The following is a 17,258-nucleotide window of genomic DNA, read 5'->3' on the forward strand; positions in this document are numbered from 1 at the left end:
TCTACAGCGAAAACGGAATCAGATACAGCGACGTCACCACACCGGCCAGAATCATCGCCACGCTGGACGCCGCCGTCTGCACCGGCGACACGCGGTTCAGGTTGGCCGTGCCGACCGCATGGGAGCTGGTGCCGATGGCGATCCCGATCGCCCAATCGTCCCTGATCCCTGCCCAGGGAAGGAGCGGACGGGCGATCGTGATGCCGACGATTCCCGTCAAGACGGTAAACAAGGCCCCCAGTGCCGGAATGCCGCCGATGCTGCGGGTCAGTTCCACGGCGATCGGCGTGGTCACCGATTTGGCCATCATGCTGTTCACCAGCGTCTGATCCGTGCCCAGCAGCCATCCCACCAGCCGGACCGTCAGGATCGCGACGGCGCAGCCCGCCGCCACGCCCAGCAAGACGCCGCGCCAGATATGGACAAATTCCTTCACCTGCTTGGCGAGCGGAACGGCCAGCGCGACAGTGGCCGGTCCCAGCCAGAACGAGATCCATTCCCCGCCGGCGCGGTACGCTTCCCAGTCCCCGCCGAGCAGCCACCAGACGAACCAGACACAGACCGTTGCCACGACCAGCGGCTGCAGGCGGGGAAAGCGGTCCACCACCAGTACCGCCGCCTTGTATCCCACCAGCGTCACCGCGACAGCGAGCAGTTGGTCAAGCATCGAGCGTCCTCCCTTCCAGCGGACGATGCTCCGCTTTTTGCTTGCGCCGGTTCAGATACCACTGGACGACCCGGCCCGACACCAGCATCACCACGAGCGGTCCCAGCACGAGCGACAAGACGATCGGCCACGGGTCGCCGGCGATCCACTTGAGATACGACGCCACCCCTACCAGAATCGGTACAAAAAACAGCATCATGTGCCGGAGCAGCAGATTGCTGGCCGACTCGACCCAATCCATCTTGACCATTCCCGTGCACAGCCCCAGCGTCAGCAGCAGCATGCCCAGCAAGTTGCCCGGCAGCGGGACGTGAAGCCATTTGTTGGCCAGCGTACCCGCTCCAAAAAAGGCAAGCAGAATCAACATGCCCTTGATGGTTTTCATGCGATGCGCTCCTCTCTCCCGGTCTTTCTCCGTATGGTCACGCCCGGATCAGCCAGGCGGGTCTTTCCTGCCCCTGGTGCGCTCTTCAGGCAGCCTCGTCAAACGCTGCAGGGCAGCGGTCTGACCCACCTGCAGAAAAAAGCCCGACCACTCATACGGTCAGGCTTTCCTACGTGTCAGTAACCGCTTCCGCCCTCGTTTGCGCCCGTCACGATCGCGACGCCGGAGCTGGTGCCGATGCGGCTCGCTCCCGCTTCGATCATGGCCAGCGCCGCGGCGCGGTCGCGCACACCGCCGGAGGCTTTTACGCCAACGTTCGGCCCCACCGTTTTGCGCATCAGGGCGACATCTTCCACGGTGGCACCGCCATGTCCGAAGCCGGTGGAGGTTTTGACGTAATCGGCGCCTGCTTCCACGCACAGCTTGCAGGCGGTCACTTTTTCTTCGTCCGTCAACAGGCCCGTTTCCAGAATCACTTTGACCAGAACGCTGCCGGCCGCTTCTTTGACGGCTTTCACATCCGCTTTCACCAGGTCCAGATCGCCGGATTTCAGCGCGCCGATGTTGAGCACCATGTCCACTTCCGTTGCGCCGTTGGCAATCGCGTCGCGGGTTTCCGCCGCTTTTACCGCCGGGGTGCTGGCTCCCAGCGGGAACCCGATGACGGTGCACACCTTTACGTCGGTGCCTTTCAGCAGCTCGGCGCAGCGCTTCACCCAGAACGGGTTGACGCAGACGGAGGCAAAGTTGTGTTCTTTTGCTTCCGCGCACAGCTTGTCGATCATCGCCGCCGTCGTTTCCGGCTTCAGCAGGGTATGGTCAATGTACTTGTTCAGATTCATCCTTTTTACACCTCGATCCCGAAATGTTGCAACGCCTTGCGCAGGACGTTGTCGTTGTTGCGGTAACCCCGTTCCTGCTGGAGAGCCCACGCTTCCAGCGGCGTGTGCCAGTGGACGTCGTTGATCTCCTCCACCTGCACGGTAATTTCCGTGGTGTATGCCTCCACCAGAAAATAGTGGACTTCCTTGTTGACCACTTCTCCGGTTACCGGGTGATGGTAGTCGTAATAAATGGTGTCCAGCTTTTCTCCCAACACCCCGCGGATTCCCGTCTCTTCCAGCACTTCCCGGAGTGCCGTTTCCTCGATGGTCTCGCCTCGTTCCTGTTTTCCCTTGGCCAGCGTCACCTTGCCGTAGCGGTCTTCAATCAGCAAAATCAGCAAATCCTGGTCGTGAAAGCGGTAGACGACACCTCCCGCCGATACCTCTTTCATATCGCCCGTTCCTCAAGCAGCACAGGACGCACATTGTCCAGCACGCGGACAAATGTGCCTTTGCAGTATTCGGAGCCGGGTTCGTCCAGCCGGACCTTGCAGATTTTGCCGATCATCGACTCATCCCCTGGGAAAACCACGTTCAGGTAGTTGTCGGAATACCCCATCAGCATGCCGCTGGACGGGTCTTCCTTGTACGGACGTTCGGGAATCACTTCCAGCACGTCGCCGACGAACTGCTGGGCGTACGCCAGGGTCAACTGCTGGTTCAGCTCCAGCAGCCGGGCGACCCGCTCATGCTTCACGTCTTCCGGAATCTGATCCGGCATGCGGGCGGCCGGCGTACCGGTGCGCATGGAGTACGGGAAGACGTGCAGTTCGGCAAACCCCACTTTTTTGATGAAATCGTAGGTGTTTTGGAACTGCTCTTCCGTTTCGCCCGGGAAGCCGACGATCACGTCGGTGGTCAGGGCCACGCCTGGCAGAGCTTCGCGCACTTTCACCATCTTCTCGTAGAATTCCGCCGTGGTGTACTTGCGGCGCATCCGCTTCAGCACCTCGTCGTCACCCGCCTGCAGCGGCACGTGCAGATGGCGGCAGACGCGGTCCGAGTTGTTGATCACGTCGATCACTTCGTCAGTAATCTGGCTGGCTTCGATGGAGCTGATGCGAATCCGCTTCAGTCCCTCCACCTGATGCAGGTCCACGAGCAGCTTGGCCAGGTTGTAGTTCTCCAGATCCTCGCCGTAGCCGCCGGTGTGGATACCGGTCAGCACGATCTCCAGATACCCGGCATCGACCAGCTTCCGTGCCTGCTCGAGAACGCTCTCCGGTTTGCGGGAGCGCATCAGGCCGCGTGCCCACGGGATGATGCAGAAGGTGCAGAAGTTGTTGCAGCCTTCCTGGATCTTCAGGGACGCACGCGTGCGGTCCGTGAACGACGGTACCTCCAGTTCTTCAAACTCGCGCGCCTTCATGATGTTGGTGACCGCGTTGATCGGTTGGCGCTCCCGGCGGATTTGCTCCACGTATTCGATCAGCTTCTCGCGGCCCTGGGTACCGACGATGATATCCACGCCCGGGATTTGCGCGATTTCTCCGGGGGAGGTTTGCGCGTAGCAACCGGTCACGGCGACAATCGCGTCAGGATTGCGGCGAATGGCCCGGCGAATGACCTGACGGCTCTTCTTGTCTCCGGTGTTGGTCACCGTGCACGTATTGATGACGTAGACGTCGGCGCCGTCCTGTTCGAAGTCCACCCGCTCGTAGCCGTTGGCCTTGAACAGCTGCCAGATCGCTTCCGTCTCATAACTGTTCACTTTGCAGCCCAATGTATGGAAAGCAACCGTAGACATGGCGCTTCCTCCTTTCTGTAAGTAGACCGTTTGGCGCATCGAAACGCTCTACGGGTCCAGGCGTTCAAACTGGTAGGATGCGGCGGCCAGCACGTACTGGCTGGCCGTCTCCGTGCGCAGGATGCGCGGACCGAGCGAAACGGACTGAAAGCCCATCGACTCTGCCTGGGCCACCTCGTCCGGAGAAAAGCCCCCTTCCGGCCCGATCAGGACAACGAGCGACTCTCCCGGCTTCATGGCGGCAAACACCTGATGAAGCGTGGAGCCGCCTTCCTTTTCGTAGGCGATCACACGCTGCGCGTAACCGGCGGCTGACGCGATCGCTTGACGAAATGACGCAGGCGGCAGAATCTCCGGCAGCACCGCTCGGTGGGATTGTTCCGCCGCCTCTTTGACGATCTTGCGCCAGCGCTCCAGCTTCTTCGCCTCTTTTTTGGCGTCCAGCTTGACGATGGTGCGTTCGGAGGTAAACGGAAAAAAGGCATGCGCCCCCATTTCCGTCCCCTTTTGCAGGATCCACTCCATTTTCTCGCCCTTCGGCAGTCCCTGGCCGATGGTAATGCGGATCGGCAGTTCCGTCTGCTCGTCCAGGAATCGGACGATCTCGGCCGTCACTTCCTTCGCGGACAGGGAGACGAGCCGGGCGACAGCCGAACGGCCCGCCCCGTCGCACACGACGATTTCCTCGCCGGGTTTGGCCCGCATCACGTTTACGATATGATGAACGTCGTCGCCGACAATCGTTACCTCTTGTTCGGAAAAGAGGTGTGGCTCGACAAAGTATCTTTGCATCTCGCCAACCTCACTATTCTACCGTTTTTTTGCCACAATTGCTACCCAGTCATCGATGAAAATGGTTTCCACAAGTGCAAGGCCCGACTTCTCCATCGCCGCTTTCACATCCGCTTCCCGTGCGGCGATGATCCCGGACGCGATGAACACCCCGCCCGGTTTCAGCACGCGGTACACGTCGTCCGTAAAGCGGACGATCACTTCCGCGAGAATGTTGGCCACCACCACGTCGACCTGCTCGTCCACTCCGTCCAGCAGGTTGTTCTGCCGGACGGTGATCCGCTCGTGGACGCCGTTCAGTTCGGTATTGGCCTGCGCGGAGCGGACCGCCACCTCGTCCAGATCCATCGCCAGCACGTGCTCGGCGCCCAGCTTGACGGCGGCGATGCTGAGGATGGCCGTTCCCGTCCCCACGTCGTAGACGCGGTCGCCCGGCTGCAGGTACTTTTCCAACGCGCGCAGGCAGAGGATCGTCGTCGGATGGGTGCCGGTGCCAAAGGCCATGCCCGGGTCCATCTCGATGATGATCTCGTCCGGCCGTTTCGGCTCGTATTCTTCCCAGACCGGTTTGATGGTCATCCGCTCCGACACGCTGACCGGTTTGTAATACTTTTTCCAGGCGTGGGCCCACTCGTCTTCGTGCACGTCGTTGACGGCGATCGTGCCTTTGCCGATGTCGAGACCGTAGTCGGTCAGGTGGCTGAGCTGCTCCTTCAGCTCATCCAGCACGTCGACGAGCTGGCTCGAATCCATCGGCAGATACGCCTTGACGAATACGCCCTCGGCCGGAAAATCATCCGGGGAGAGCTGGTAGATTTCACCAAACGGCGTATCCCAATCGCGATGCAGCACCTCGGGGTCTTCAATGACGACACCGTTGGCCCCCATCTCGTATAGCAGGTTGGACACCGCTTCCACGGCCTCCGCTGTCGTGTGGATACTGATTTCCGACCATTTCATGAACTACCAACTCCCCAATCTGCTCATTTCCTGCCAAAGTCTCGCTGACAGGCGCGATTCCCGGCTACTCGCCGCGGAACGCCCGCTTCATTTTTTCAAAAAAGCCCTCGTCTTCCACGCCGTACCCGCCTACCGACTCACCGGACAGGGAGGCGAATTCGCGAAGCAGTTCCTTTTGCCGCTCGTTCAGCTTGGTCGGCGTGACGACGCGCACCTTCACATGCTGGTCGCCGCGGCCGCTTCCGCGCAGGTACGGCACCCCTTTGCCGCGCAGCCGGAAGAACGTCTCCGTCTGCGTACCGGCAGGAATCTTCAATTTGACCCGACCGTCGACCGTCGGTACTTCGATTTCGTCCCCGAGCGCCGCCTGGGCAAAGGTGAGCGGGACTTCACAGTAGATGTCATTGCCTTCCCTTTCAAAAAACTCGTGCGGCTTCACCCGCAGCACGACGTACAGGTCGCCGGGAGGGCCGCCGTTTACGCCCGGTTCGCCTTCGCCCGCGACGCGAAGCTGCGCACCGTCGTCCACGCCCGCCGGAATGTTGAGGTGAATTTTGCGGCGCACCTTCATCCGGCCGGTACCGCGGCAGGACGTACACTTCTCCTTGACCACCTTGCCCTTGCCTTCGCACGTCGGGCAGACGCGACGGTTCACGATGCGGCCAAACGGGGTGTTGGCCACCACTTCCTGCTGGCCGGTGCCGCCGCACGTCTTGCACGTCTCCACGCCGGAGCCCGGCTTCGCTCCCGTGCCGTGGCAGGTGTCGCACTCCGCCTCCTTGGGAATCTCCACGTCGGTCTCCTTGCCAAAGACGGCTTCCGTAAATTCAATGGACAGCCCGAACTGCAGATCCGCCCCTTTTCTCGGCGCATTCGGGTTGGCCCGTCTGCCGCCGCCAAAGAACATGTCAAAAATGTCCCCGAAGCCGCCCATGTTGGACGTGTCAAACCCGCCGAACCCGCCGCCAAAGCCCTGGTTGGGGTCTTGATGGCCGAAGCGGTCGTACTGGGCGCGCTTTTGCGGGTCGGAGAGGACGTCGTACGCTTCTTTTACTTCCTTGAACTTCTCCTCCGCATCCGGCGCCTTGTTGACATCGGGGTGGTACTGGCGCGCCAGCTTGCGGTACGCCTTCTTGATCTCGTCGGCGTCCGCTCCCCTGGAGACACCCAGCACCTCGTAGTAATCCCGTTTCATCTGCTCGATCACTCCCATGACAGTCAACTGTTATCATAGCATGTGACTGACTTGAAAAAAAGTCAAAGTCAGCATTCCGTGACTTTGACTTTTTTCGTTCACGCTCGATTACTTCTTGTCGTCGACAACCTCGTAGTCAGCATCGACGACGTTGTCCTTTTTCGCCTCGCCGGATGCGCCTTGGCCAGCGGCGTTTTGTGCCGCCTGAGCGGCTTGCGCGGCCTGTTCGTACAGTTTCACGGAGATTTGTTGGATTACCTGGGACAGTTCGTCCTTGGCAGTCTTGATCTCGTCGATCTTGCCGCCTTCCAGCGCCTTTTTCAGTTTGTCCTTGGCTTCGTTGGCCTTGTCGATCTCCGCCTTGTCGACCTTGCCTTCCACCTCTTTCAAGGTCTTTTCGGTCGTGAAGACGAGCTGATCCGCTTCGTTGCGGAGCTCCACTTCTTCCTTGCGCTTTCTGTCCGCCTCGGCGTTCAGTTCCGCCTCTTTCACCATGCGCTCGATCTCTTCGTCCGTCAGGCCGGAGTTGGAGGTGATGGTGATGCGCTGCTCCTTGCCGGTGCCGAGGTCTTTGGCGCGGACGTTCACGATCCCGTTGGCGTCGATGTCAAACGTTACCTCGATTTGCGGGACGCCGCGCGGTGCCGGCGGGATGTCGGACAGCGTGAAGCGGCCCAGCGTCTTGTTGTCGGCCGCCATCGGGCGTTCGCCCTGCAGCACGTGGATTTCCACGGAGGTTTGGTTGTCGGCCGCCGTGGAGAAGATCTGCGACTTGCTGGTCGGAATCGTCGTGTTGCGCTCGATCAGCTTGGTGAACACGCCGCCCAGCGTTTCGATACCCAGAGACAGCGGGGTTACGTCGAGCAGCACGACGTCTTTCACGTCGCCGGTCAGCACGCCCGCCTGAACGGCTGCGCCCAGCGCCACCACTTCGTCCGGGTTAACCCCTTTGTGCGGCTCTTTGCCGATAAATTTCTTGATCGCTTCCTGTACGGCCGGAATCCGCGTGGAACCGCCGACGAGGATGACGCGGTCGATGTCGTTTGGCGTCAGTCCCGCATCTTCAAGCGCTTGGCGTGTCGGTCCCATGGTGCGCTCAACCAGGTGCGCGGACAGCTCTTCAAACTTGGCGCGGGTCAGGTTTACCTCCAGGTGCTTCGGACCGGTCGCGTCCGCGGTGATGAACGGCAGCGAGATGGTCGTGGTCAGCACGCCGGAGAGGTCTTTTTTCGCTTTTTCCGCGGCGTCTTTCAAACGCTGCAGCGCCATGCGGTCCTGGGACAGGTCGATGCCGTGTTCCTTTTTGAACTCGCTCACCAGGTAGTCGATGATCACCTGGTCAAAGTCGTCACCGCCCAGGCGGTTGTCGCCGGAAGTGGCTTTTACTTCAAAGAAACCGTCGGACAGCTCCAGAATGGAGACGTCGAAGGTACCGCCGCCCAGGTCGTAGACGAGCACGGTTTGGTCTTCCGTTTTTTCGATGCCGTACGCCAGCGCAGCCGCCGTCGGCTCGTTGACGATGCGGAGCACTTCCAGGCCGGCGATTTTGCCGGCGTCCTTGGTCGCTTGACGCTGGCTGTCGTTAAAGTAAGCCGGAACGGTAATCACCGCTTTGGTGACCGGTTCGCCCAGGTACGCTTCCGCGTCGGCTTTCAGCTTTTGCAGAATCATCGCGGAAATTTCCTGCGGCGTGTACTCCTTGCCTTCCAGGGTTACTTTGTAGTTGGTCCCCATGTGGCGTTTAATGGAAATCACAGTGTTGTCCGGGTTGGTGATGGCTTGGCGTTTGGCCGCTTCCCCGACGATGCGCTCGCCGTTTTTGAACGCGACGACAGACGGAGTGGTGCGGTTGCCCTCCGCGTTGGCGATGACGACCGGTTCGCCGCCTTCCATTACGGCTACGCAAGAGTTTGTGGTTCCCAAGTCAATACCGATAACGCGACTCATACTGGATATCCTCCTTACACTTCTGTCGAACTGGAATCATATAAGAACGGTCAGGCGTTTACCTTGACCATCGCAGGCCGGATGACTCGATCCTTGAAGAGGTAGCCCTTTTGCAGTTCTTCCACGACCACGCCCGATTCGTACGCGGGGTCTTCGGCCTGCATCACCGCCTGGTGCACGTTGGGATCAAAGGGTTGGCCGGCCGCCTGGATCGGCGTCAAGCCTTCCCGTTCAAAGATCTGCACCATCTGGCGGTACACCATGTTGACGCCTTCGAGCAGGGATTCGACGGTCATCGAATCCTTGTCGGCAGCCAGCGCCCGTTCGAAGTTGTCGAGCACGGGCAGAAGCTCCGTGATGATCTTGAGCGAGGCGTATTTGGCCAGATCCTCCTGCTCCTTGCGCGTCCGCCGTCTGAGGTTTTCCATGTCGGCCAAGGCGCGCAGCATGCGGTTCTGGTTTTCTTCCGCCTGCGCCTTCCAGCGTTCCGCTTCCTGCTGCCAGTCGATCTCCGCCGCCGGCTCCTGCTGCTCCTGGCCGGCGGTTTCCTGCTGCTCCTGCTGCTCGGCTGCTGCAGCTTCCGCTTCCTTTTCCTGTGCCTGGTCTTGCGTCAGTTTGTCATCGTTCAACGTTCGATACCTCCCCAGACTGTCCGCTGCCGCTGCACCGGGTCAGCCTTTCACTCCATTACTATTTCTCAAACTGCGATGTCAGCATACGCGACAGACCTTCCGCCAGATAGTTGAGCACGGTGATCACCCGGCTGTATTCCATCCGCGTCGGCCCCAGAATCCCCACCGTCCCGACCGGCTTGCCGCCGATGTAATACGAGGTGGTGATGATGCTGCATTCCTTCATCGCGTCAAGCTGGTTTTCCTGTCCGATGCGCACGGTGATGCCCTCGGTCGGAGGTCCGAACAAGTGGACCAGTTGATCGTTTTGTTCCAGCAGTTCCAGGATGTCCTTCACTTTGTCCACGTCGCGGAACTCCGGCTGATCCATGATCTTGGTCGCACCGCGGAGGTAGACGCGTTCGCCTTCCTGCCGCTGGAGGGACTCTTCCAGAATCTGCAGCATCTCTTCGTACTGCTCCACATGGCGCCGCATCTCGCCCGCCACTTCCTGATACAGGCGCTGGCGAAGCTGCCACAGCGGCACGTCGGTCAGCTTGCTGTTCAGCAGGTTGACCAGCTTCTCGATCTCCTGCGGGCGAACGCCCTGCGGCAGGTCAATCAGCTTGTTTTCCACGCGGCCGGTGTTCGTGACCACGATGGCCACCGCCTGTGTTTCATTCAGGGGAACGATCTGAATGTGTTTCAGCCGTTGTTCGAAAATCTCCGGACCCAGCACGATGGCCGTGTAGTTGGTCACGTGCGAGAGAATTTGAGCGGTGTAGTCGATCACCTGCTCAAAGTGATGAATCCGTTCGGCAAACAGCTGTTTCAGTTTGCTCAACTCCAGATCGCTCAACATGTGCGGTTTTATCAGGTTGTCGACGTAGAAGCGGTACCCTTTCGTGGAGGGCACGCGCCCTGCCGATGTATGCGGCTGTTCCAGGTACCCCAGCTCTTCCAAATCGGCCATCTCGTTGCGGATGGTCGCGGAGCTGAAGCCGATGTCCTCCCGTTTGGAGATGGTGCGTGAGCCAACGGGTTCGGCGGAATGAATGTAATTATCGACAATCGCATTGAGAATCAGTCGTTGGCGTTCCGATAACATGCTGTCTTCGCCCCCTGTTGTTAGCACTCAACCGCATCGAGTGCTAAATCTATCTACTAAGGTATCAATATGCGAAGGTTTTGTCAATGTTTTCCCAGCACCCTGTCCCCTCAAGCCTGCCGCTAGTCGCGCAGGAAGCGGGCGAACACTTCGTTTCCCAACGGAAGGGCCCGTTTGGTCAGCCGCACGTGGCCGTCCGCCCGTTCCAGCATCCCTTTTGCCACCTCTTCGTCGATCACCGGTCCGAACACCTGCTCCGCCGTGACGCCAAAGCGCTCCGCAAACCGGGCGAGGTTCACCCCGTCGCGCAGCCGCAGCCCCAGTATCATCTGTTCCTCCATGGCGTCCTCGCGGGAGACGGAAAACTGCTCCACCCGGGGCAGCCCTTCCTGGCACATGCGCATGTAGACGGCCAGCGGCCCGGCGTTGACGTGCCGTTCGCCGTTTACATAGCCGTGGGCCCCCGCGCCCAACCCATAATATTCATCATTGAGCCAGTAGGTGCAGTTGTGCCGGCTTTCATAGCCGGGTTTGGCAAAGTTGCTGATCTCGTACTGGCGGTAGCCGTGTCCCTCCATTTCCTCGATCAGCATCAGGTACATCGCCAGCTCGTCCTCCTCCGAGGGCAGCGGGAGCTGGTCTTTCTGGTACAGCGTGTGGAACAGCGTGTTTTCTTCCACCTTCAGGCTGTAGGCGGAAAAGTGCGTGGTCGGCAGTTCAAACGCCTTTTCCAGCGTGCGGCGGAAGATCTCTTCCGTCTGGTCCGGCAGCCCGAACATCAGGTCGATGGTCAGGTTGGAAAAGCCGACGGCCACCGCGTTGTCGATGCTGCGGTAGACGTCGTCCACGTCGTGAATCCGGCCCAGCCGCTTCAAGAGCGCGTTGTCGAACGACTGCACGCCGAAGCTGAGCCGGTTGACGCCCAGCCCGCGCATCAGCCTGAGCTTTTCCACGTCGGTGGTGCCGGGATTGGCCTCCATCGTAAATTCCAGATCGTCGGTCCAGAAGCGTTCCGTATGCTTCCGCACGGCTTCCAGAAAGACCTTCATCTGGTCGCGGTCGAGAAACGTCGGCGTCCCCCCGCCGACGAAAATGGTTTTGACCTTCTCCGGCGGCCACTGGGCAAACGTCCGCTCCATCTCCTTGTCCAGCGCCTCCAGGTAGTCCCAGATCACCTGCGGGTTGTTGGTGACGAACGAATTGAAGTCACAGTAGTAGCATTTGTTGGTGCAAAAGGGAATGTGGATGTACACCGACTGCGGCATATCCGCTCCCCTCCTTTTTGCGGTAGTGGAATGGAAAAGACCTGACGCGCGGTCAGGCCTACTTCTTGTCGTCCATGCGCAGCACAGCCATAAACGCTTCTTGCGGCACCTCGACGGAGCCGACGGCTTTCATGCGCTTTTTCCCTTCTTTTTGTTTTTCCAGGAGCTTGCGCTTCCGGGAGATGTCGCCGCCGTAACACTTGGCCAACACGTTTTTCCTGAGCGCGCTGATCGTCTCGCGCGCGATCACCTTGTGGCCGATGGCGGCCTGAATCGGCACTTCAAACTGCTGGCGCGGAATCAGTTCTTTCAGCTTTTCGCAGATGACGCGTCCGCGCTGGTAGGCGCTGTCGCGGTGGACGATGAACGACAGCGCGTCGACCACTTCGCCGTTGAGCAGGATGTCCATTTTCACCAGCTTGGACGGCTTGTAGCCGGCCAGTTCATAGTCAAAGGAAGCGTATCCCTTGGTGCCCGACTTCAACAGGTCGAAGAAGTCGTAGACGATCTCGGAGAGCGGCATGTCGTACTTGAGCTGGACGCGGTTTTCCCCCATGTACTGCATGTCGAGGAAGTCGCCGCGCTTGCCCTGGCAGAGCTGCATCACGTCGCCGACGTAATCCTTGGGCACCATGATCGTCGCGGTGACGTACGGCTCCTCGATCTGCTCGATTTTTTGCGCCTCCGGCATTTTCGACGGGTTGTCGATCTCGATCACTTCGCCGTTCGTCTTGGTGATGCGGTAGACGACGCTCGGCGCGGTGGTAATCAGGTTGATGTTAAACTCGCGCTCGATCCGCTCCTGGATGATCTCCATGTGCAAAAGCCCGAGGAAGCCGCAGCGGAAGCCGAAGCCGAGCGCCTGCGAGGTCTCCGGTTCGAACTGCAGCGACGCGTCGTTCAACTGCAGCTTTTCCAGCGCCTCGCGCAGGTCGTTGTACTCGCTGGTGTCGATCGGGTAAAGACCGCAAAACACCATCGGATTGATCTTGCGGTAACCCGGCAGCGGCTCGGCGGCCGGCCGGTTGGCATCGGTGATCGTATCCCCGACGCGGGTGTCGCCCACCGTCTTGATCGAGGCGGCGACGTAGCCCACGTCACCGACGGACAGTTCGTCAACCGGCGTTTGGCGGGGCGTGGAGGTGCCCACTTCCGTCACTTCAAACGTTTTGCCGGTGGCCATCATCTTGATTTTCATGCCTTTTTTCAGCGTACCGTTGACAATCCGCACGGACGCGATCACGCCCCGGTACGGGTCAAAGTAGGAGTCGAAGATCAGTGCCTGCAGCGGCGCGTCCGGGTCGCCCTGCGGCGCCGGCACCTTTTTCACCACCGCCTCCAGCACGTCCTTGATGCCGATGCCCGCTTTGGCCGAGGTGAGGCAGGCGTCGCTGGCGTCCAGCCCGATGACGTCCTCCACCTCCTGCTTGACGCGCTCCGGCTCCGCGCTGGGCAGGTCGATCTTGTTGATGACCGGGATGATCTCCAGATTGTTGTCCAGCGCCAGGTAGACGTTGGCCAGCGTCTGCGCCTCGATACCCTGGGCGGCGTCCACCACCAGGAGCGCCCCTTCACAGGCGGCCAGGCTGCGGGACACTTCGTACGTGAAGTCGACGTGCCCGGGGGTGTCGATCAGATGCAGGATGTACTCCTCTCCGTCATCCGCTTTATAATTCAACCGCACGGCGTTCAGCTTGATCGTGATACCGCGCTCCTTTTCCAGCTCCATCGTGTCCAGAAACTGGTCTTCCATTTCACGGGCCGAAAGCGCCCCGGTCAGCTCCAGAATGCGGTCCGCCAGGGTTGACTTTCCGTGGTCGATATGGGCGATAATGGAAAAGTTGCGAATTCGTTTCTGTCTTTCACGGCGATCCATCTGTTGTTTGTTCCCTCCCACGCCATCCAAAAGTCGCTTTCAGATCGCGTTCCGAAAAAATACACTAACGTCAATTATAACAAAGGCGGGATAGCGGAGCAATAAGCAGGAACGGAGCGGACATGACGAAATGCCGCGCGCGGCTCGGCCTTCTGCAGCGCGGCGGAGCGGAAGGAGAGGGAAGATGGGAGATGGAAGGGGCATGATTGGGCGCACCCCTTCTGGAGGAGAGGGCGGCGGGAGAATTAGGGGAGCAGCAGCCGGGTACGGCCCTGTCAGTGTGCAGAGCCGTACCTTTTCAGTTTCTGCACGATCTGCGGCGGAAACATCGACTCGAGGCTGCTCTGGTAACGGCTGCCGTCCTCCGGCATGCGGTGGCTTGTGACCTGGTACCCGGCGCTGCCGCCGCGAGAGACCCTGTACGCGATGTCAAAGACCATCGGGGCGCTGAGCGCGGGCTGCTGATGGTCCCCGCCCCTGCCGGTGATCTGCACCCATGCGTACACGCGCCGGCTCTCCGCATTGGGGGCTTCCACGCCGATCACGTCCAGTTTGACGTCCCGCTCACCGCCGAGCCAGTCCAGATCGCCCCGGACGCTCTGCAGGTAGCGGGTAATCAGCGGCGTGACCAGTTCCCGGTTGGCCGGCGACACGCCCTCCTTCACCTCGACGAACACCTGTCCGAAATGCTTGCCGCCGGAGACGACCTGCAGCTTCCAGATGCCCGCATGCGGCAGTACGATCCCGGAAGGAAAATGGCCGTCCGCGTCATACTGCGGTCCCGCCACCCGGTAGCTGCCCAGCTCCACGCGCTCCCCCTCGGTGCTCCACCCGACCAGATTCACTTCCGGGGCAAACGGGCCATTCAGCAGCCAGAACACGTTTTGCATCTGTCCTTCGTACAGCTCATCCGTGATGATGCGCACCGGCTTCTCGCCGACGTAGCGGAACGGTTTGCCGTCATGGACCGTCTCCGTCTGCGGCGACGGTTTCCACAGCACGGGAGGAGAGGAGACGAGGCCGAACAGCGGGGGTACGGTTGTCTCCGGCGCGGGGCCGGGGGCGGTCGGCTGCTTGGGCTGCAGCGCATCGGGCCACCACATCCACAGGGCCAGCAGCGTCACCGCGGCGGACGCCGACGCCAGAAGCGGTCCGCGCCTCTGCCGCTGCGACCGCTGTCTGATGCGCTTTCGCACGGCTTCTTCCATTCCGGGGGTAAACGTCACGTCCTTGCACACCGTTTCGTCAGCCCGCTCCTTCAGCTCTCGCAGCCATTGGTCCCGTTCCATTCCCATTCCTCCCTTGACTCCATCCGCTGTCTCAACTGCTGCCGGGCGCGGTGCAGCCGTGTCCGGACCGTTCCCTCCGTCACGCCAAGCACTTCGGCCGTTTCCGCGATGGACAGATCGGCGTAGTAGTGCAGCGCGATCACCTGGCGGTACAGCGGCGGCAGCTCCAGCACCAGGCGAACCAGCTCGTCCCGTTGCGCCCGCTCCATGACCTGCCGCTCCGCGGACACGTCGCTCTCCCGGCTGATCCAGGAACGAGGCAGCAGGTTGCGAAACGCCCAGGAGCGCAGGCACCCTTTGCACTCGTTCACGGCGATCCGGTAGAGCCAGGTGCGGATGCTGCTCTCGCCGCGAAAACGGGGCAGGTGACGGTACGCTTTCAAAAAGATGTCCTGCGTGATGTCTTCCGCCAGGCTGCGGTCTTTCACCATCAAGGTGACCAGGCGAAGCACGCGCGTCCCGTATTCCCGCATGATCTGTTCCAGCACCGCTTCCGCCGTCGGCTGCAGTTTCTCCACGCGGCGCGCCTCCCTTCGTGTGCATTCACCTGTTTAGATGCGGCCGGCCGACGGAATGTTACAACGTTTATGGCGAAAAACGGGTCCAGGTGCGCGGAAGTACGTCTTACGTCACCTATGCCAGACGGCTGCCTGACTGCCGCCCGTCCGCTCCGGCATGAAGAAAATGTGCGGCTTCCCCGTCCGGGGGTGGATCATCACGTCCGCTTCCACGCCGAAGACGTCGCGGATCAGCTCCGGCGTGAAGACCTTCTCCGGCGTGCCGGAGGTGACGATCCGTCCCTCCCGGATCACGTAAAGACGGTCGCAGTACATCGCGGCCAGGTTCAGGTCGTGCAGCGCGGCGAGGACGGTGACCCGCAGCGTTTTCAACAAATCCAGCATGTGCAGTTGACATCGAATGTCCAGATGGTTCGTCGGTTCGTCCAGGACGAGCAGCTTCGCCTGCTGCGCCAGTGCCCTGGCGATCAGCACCCGCTGTTTTTCCCCGCCGGACAGCGACAGGTAGCTTCTCTGCGCAAACGCCTGCATCCCCACCCGGGACAGCGCCTCCTCACAGATTTGTTGATCCTCGGAGGTATCCGCCTCCCAAAACCGCTTGTGCGGAAATCGTCCCATCATGACGATTTCGGCCACGGTGAAGTCGACTTCCATCGAAGACTCCTGGCGCACCACGGCCATCCGCCGGGCCGCCTGCTGCGGCGACAGCCGGTAGAGATCATCGCCGTCCAGCGAGATCAGCCCGGCGTCCGGCTTCAGCACGCGGTAGATGCTCTTCAACAGCGTCGACTTCCCGCTCCCGTTCGGGCCGATCAGGCCGACGAGCTCCCCTGTCCGGACCTGCAGGCCGACATCGTGGAGCACTGCTTTTTTGTCGAGCGTCACGGAAAGGTCTTGGGCCGTCACGTTCACCGTCCATCACCTCCAAACGAATAGGAACTGCGGCGCATCAGCCAGAGAAAGAACGGTCCGCCGCACAGGGCCGTGACGATCCCGATGGGAAGTTCCTGCGGCGCGAACGCCAGTCTGGCGATTACGTCGGCCCAGACGAGAAATACCGCTCCCAGCAGGGCGCAGACGGGCAGCACCCGCCGATGGTCGGAGCCGACGACGATCCGCACGATGTGAGGCATCATCAGCCCGACGAATCCGATTGCGCCGCTGATGGCCACCATCACGCCGGTCAAAAGCGCGGTAATCACGAGCAGCCCCTTGCGGAACCGTTCCACATGCACCCCCAGCGTGCGGGCGGTCTCCTCGCCCATCAGCATGGCGTTCAACGACCGGTAGCGGGTCAGAAGAAACGCAAGCCCGGCGGTCACGGCAGCAGCCGGGAGGGCGAGAAACTCCCATTTGGCGCCGGCCAGGCTGCCCGTCATCCAGAACAGCACGGCCTGAATGCCGTGTTCTTGGGGAGAGGAAAAGACGAGCAGGCTGGTCGCGGCGGACAAGACGGCAGACACGGCGATGCCCGCCATCAGCAGGCGAACGGTGGCGTTTTGCCCGCCGAGCCGGGAGAGGAAAAAGACCAGCAGGAGGGCGCCAAGCGATCCGGTAAACGCGCCGACGGACAGGGCGTACTGGCCATACAGCCCGAACGCGCCAAACAGCATGACCGACGCGGCCCCGACAGACGCCCCCGAGGAGACGCCCAGGATGTAGGGATCGGCAAGGAAATTGCGGACGAGCGCCTGGATGGCCGCCCCGACTACGGAGAGGCCGGCCCCGACGAGGGCGCCAAGCAGGACGCGGGGGAGCCGAATCTCCCAAATGATCGTCTCTGCCGCCTTTGACCAGTCGGGCTGCACCCATTCGCCGAAAAACGGCAGCCTGGACAGGGCAATTCCCCAGACCGTACGGGGATGGATGTCAACCGAGCCCAGCGTGACGGCAAACGTAACGGACGCCAGCAGGAGAGCCGTCAGACCGACGAGAACCGCGCAGAACCACCCCCGGCCTCTCTCCCCGATGAAAAACGCTGCTTTCCGCAAACCAATCCCTCCTGTCGAATGTG

At 61.0% G+C, this 17,258-nt stretch carries 17 protein-coding genes; all 17 read right to left on the bottom strand.

All coding sequences use genetic code 11. The features are described 5' to 3' along the window. Position 1: 1 nt before the first annotated feature. The gene (locus tag FOI68_RS08225; protein WP_143862836.1) at positions 2–667 is read right to left on the bottom strand and encodes an LrgB family protein; all 666 of its coding nucleotides are present in this window, start codon (positions 665–667) and stop codon (positions 2–4) included. Beyond that, positions 660–1,052, bottom strand: coding sequence for a CidA/LrgA family protein (locus FOI68_RS08230; RefSeq protein WP_044899644.1), 393 nt, complete (start codon positions 1,050–1,052; stop codon positions 660–662). The genes FOI68_RS08225 and FOI68_RS08230 overlap by 8 nt, the downstream gene beginning before the upstream one ends. Positions 1,053–1,228: 176 nt before the next feature. After that, complete coding sequence (gene deoC, locus FOI68_RS08235; protein ID WP_029097313.1) at positions 1,229–1,894, bottom strand: deoxyribose-phosphate aldolase; 666 nt, start codon at positions 1,892–1,894, stop codon at positions 1,229–1,231. Between the two features lie 5 nt (positions 1,895–1,899). Next, entirely contained in the window at positions 1,900–2,328 is a 429-nt protein-coding gene (locus FOI68_RS08240; protein WP_029097314.1) for an NUDIX hydrolase, read from the bottom strand. Then, positions 2,325–3,683, bottom strand: coding sequence for a tRNA (N(6)-L-threonylcarbamoyladenosine(37)-C(2))-methylthiotransferase MtaB (mtaB, locus tag FOI68_RS08245; RefSeq protein WP_035300088.1), 1,359 nt, complete (start codon positions 3,681–3,683; stop codon positions 2,325–2,327). Before mtaB ends, FOI68_RS08240 begins: the two co-directional genes overlap by 4 nt. A gap of 48 nt (positions 3,684–3,731) precedes the next feature. Next, a complete protein-coding gene (locus FOI68_RS08250; RefSeq protein ID WP_143862837.1) occupies positions 3,732–4,475 on the bottom strand; it encodes a 16S rRNA (uracil(1498)-N(3))-methyltransferase in 744 nt (247 codons plus the stop codon). An 18-nt stretch (positions 4,476–4,493) separates the two neighbouring features. Beyond that, positions 4,494–5,435, bottom strand: a complete 942-nt coding sequence (gene prmA / locus FOI68_RS08255; RefSeq protein ID WP_044899647.1) for a 50S ribosomal protein L11 methyltransferase — start codon at positions 5,433–5,435, stop codon at positions 4,494–4,496. Positions 5,436–5,499: 64 nt separating this feature from the next. Further along, on the bottom strand, positions 5,500–6,630 hold the full coding sequence (gene dnaJ, locus FOI68_RS08260) for a molecular chaperone DnaJ (RefSeq protein WP_029097318.1): 1,131 nt from the start codon (positions 6,628–6,630) through the stop codon (positions 5,500–5,502). 108 nt (positions 6,631–6,738) lie between these two features. Continuing rightward, entirely contained in the window at positions 6,739–8,577 is a 1,839-nt protein-coding gene (gene dnaK, locus FOI68_RS08265; protein ID WP_035300091.1) for a molecular chaperone DnaK, read from the bottom strand. A 50-nt stretch (positions 8,578–8,627) separates the two neighbouring features. Continuing rightward, on the bottom strand, positions 8,628–9,206 hold the full coding sequence (gene grpE / locus FOI68_RS08270; protein ID WP_185973903.1) for a nucleotide exchange factor GrpE: 579 nt from the start codon (positions 9,204–9,206) through the stop codon (positions 8,628–8,630). Between the two features lie 61 nt (positions 9,207–9,267). Beyond that, positions 9,268–10,296 carry a heat-inducible transcriptional repressor HrcA gene (gene hrcA / locus FOI68_RS08275; RefSeq protein WP_029097321.1) on the bottom strand — a complete coding sequence of 343 codons (1,029 nt, stop codon included), beginning with the start codon at positions 10,294–10,296 and terminating at the stop codon, positions 9,268–9,270. Between the two features lie 122 nt (positions 10,297–10,418). Then, positions 10,419–11,561, bottom strand: a complete 1,143-nt coding sequence (hemW, locus tag FOI68_RS08280) for a radical SAM family heme chaperone HemW (protein WP_143862838.1) — start codon at positions 11,559–11,561, stop codon at positions 10,419–10,421. 58 nt (positions 11,562–11,619) lie between these two features. Further along, on the bottom strand, positions 11,620–13,437 hold the full coding sequence (gene lepA, locus FOI68_RS08285) for a translation elongation factor 4 (protein ID WP_143862839.1): 1,818 nt from the start codon (positions 13,435–13,437) through the stop codon (positions 11,620–11,622). A gap of 275 nt (positions 13,438–13,712) precedes the next feature. Then, positions 13,713–14,726 carry a hypothetical protein gene (locus tag FOI68_RS08290; RefSeq protein ID WP_143862840.1) on the bottom strand — a complete coding sequence of 338 codons (1,014 nt, stop codon included), beginning with the start codon at positions 14,724–14,726 and terminating at the stop codon, positions 13,713–13,715. Next, positions 14,696–15,244: a sigma-70 family RNA polymerase sigma factor gene (locus FOI68_RS08295; RefSeq protein ID WP_143862841.1), complete on the bottom strand. Its 549-nt coding sequence runs from the start codon at positions 15,242–15,244 to the stop codon at positions 14,696–14,698. Before FOI68_RS08295 ends, FOI68_RS08290 begins: the two co-directional genes overlap by 31 nt. Before the next feature lie 111 nt (positions 15,245–15,355). After that, a complete protein-coding gene (locus FOI68_RS08300) occupies positions 15,356–16,156 on the bottom strand; it encodes a heme ABC transporter ATP-binding protein (protein ID WP_143862842.1) in 801 nt (266 codons plus the stop codon). Beyond that, complete coding sequence (locus FOI68_RS08305) at positions 16,153–17,235, bottom strand: FecCD family ABC transporter permease (protein ID WP_255433405.1); 1,083 nt, start codon at positions 17,233–17,235, stop codon at positions 16,153–16,155. Before FOI68_RS08305 ends, FOI68_RS08300 begins: the two co-directional genes overlap by 4 nt. Positions 17,236–17,258 lie beyond the last annotated feature (23 nt).

The sequence above is a fragment of the Brevibacillus sp. LEMMJ03 genome, from assembly GCF_007197875.1.
Taxonomy (GTDB): domain Bacteria; phylum Bacillota; class Bacilli; order Brevibacillales; family Brevibacillaceae; genus Brevibacillus; species Brevibacillus thermoruber.

Coding starts and splice junctions, on each gene's coding strand:
- FOI68_RS08225 (WP_143862836.1), bottom strand. CDS start 667: ATGCTTGACCAACTGCTCGCTGTCGCGGTGACGCTGGTGGGATACAAG.
- FOI68_RS08230 (WP_044899644.1), bottom strand. CDS start 1,052: ATGAAAACCATCAAGGGCATGTTGATTCTGCTTGCCTTTTTTGGAGCG.
- hrcA (WP_029097321.1), bottom strand. CDS start 10,296: ATGTTATCGGAACGCCAACGACTGATTCTCAATGCGATTGTCGATAAT.
- deoC (WP_029097313.1), bottom strand. CDS start 1,894: ATGAATCTGAACAAGTACATTGACCATACCCTGCTGAAGCCGGAAACG.
- dnaK (WP_035300091.1), bottom strand. CDS start 8,577: ATGAGTCGCGTTATCGGTATTGACTTGGGAACCACAAACTCTTGCGTA.
- dnaJ (WP_029097318.1), bottom strand. CDS start 6,630: ATGAAACGGGATTACTACGAGGTGCTGGGTGTCTCCAGGGGAGCGGAC.
- hemW (WP_143862838.1), bottom strand. CDS start 11,561: ATGCCGCAGTCGGTGTACATCCACATTCCCTTTTGCACCAACAAATGC.
- FOI68_RS08290 (WP_143862840.1), bottom strand. CDS start 14,726: ATGGAACGGGACCAATGGCTGCGAGAGCTGAAGGAGCGGGCTGACGAA.
- prmA (WP_044899647.1), bottom strand. CDS start 5,435: ATGAAATGGTCGGAAATCAGTATCCACACGACAGCGGAGGCCGTGGAA.
- mtaB (WP_035300088.1), bottom strand. CDS start 3,683: ATGTCTACGGTTGCTTTCCATACATTGGGCTGCAAAGTGAACAGTTAT.
- lepA (WP_143862839.1), bottom strand. CDS start 13,437: ATGGATCGCCGTGAAAGACAGAAACGAATTCGCAACTTTTCCATTATC.
- FOI68_RS08240 (WP_029097314.1), bottom strand. CDS start 2,328: ATGAAAGAGGTATCGGCGGGAGGTGTCGTCTACCGCTTTCACGACCAG.
- FOI68_RS08250 (WP_143862837.1), bottom strand. CDS start 4,475: ATGCAAAGATACTTTGTCGAGCCACACCTCTTTTCCGAACAAGAGGTA.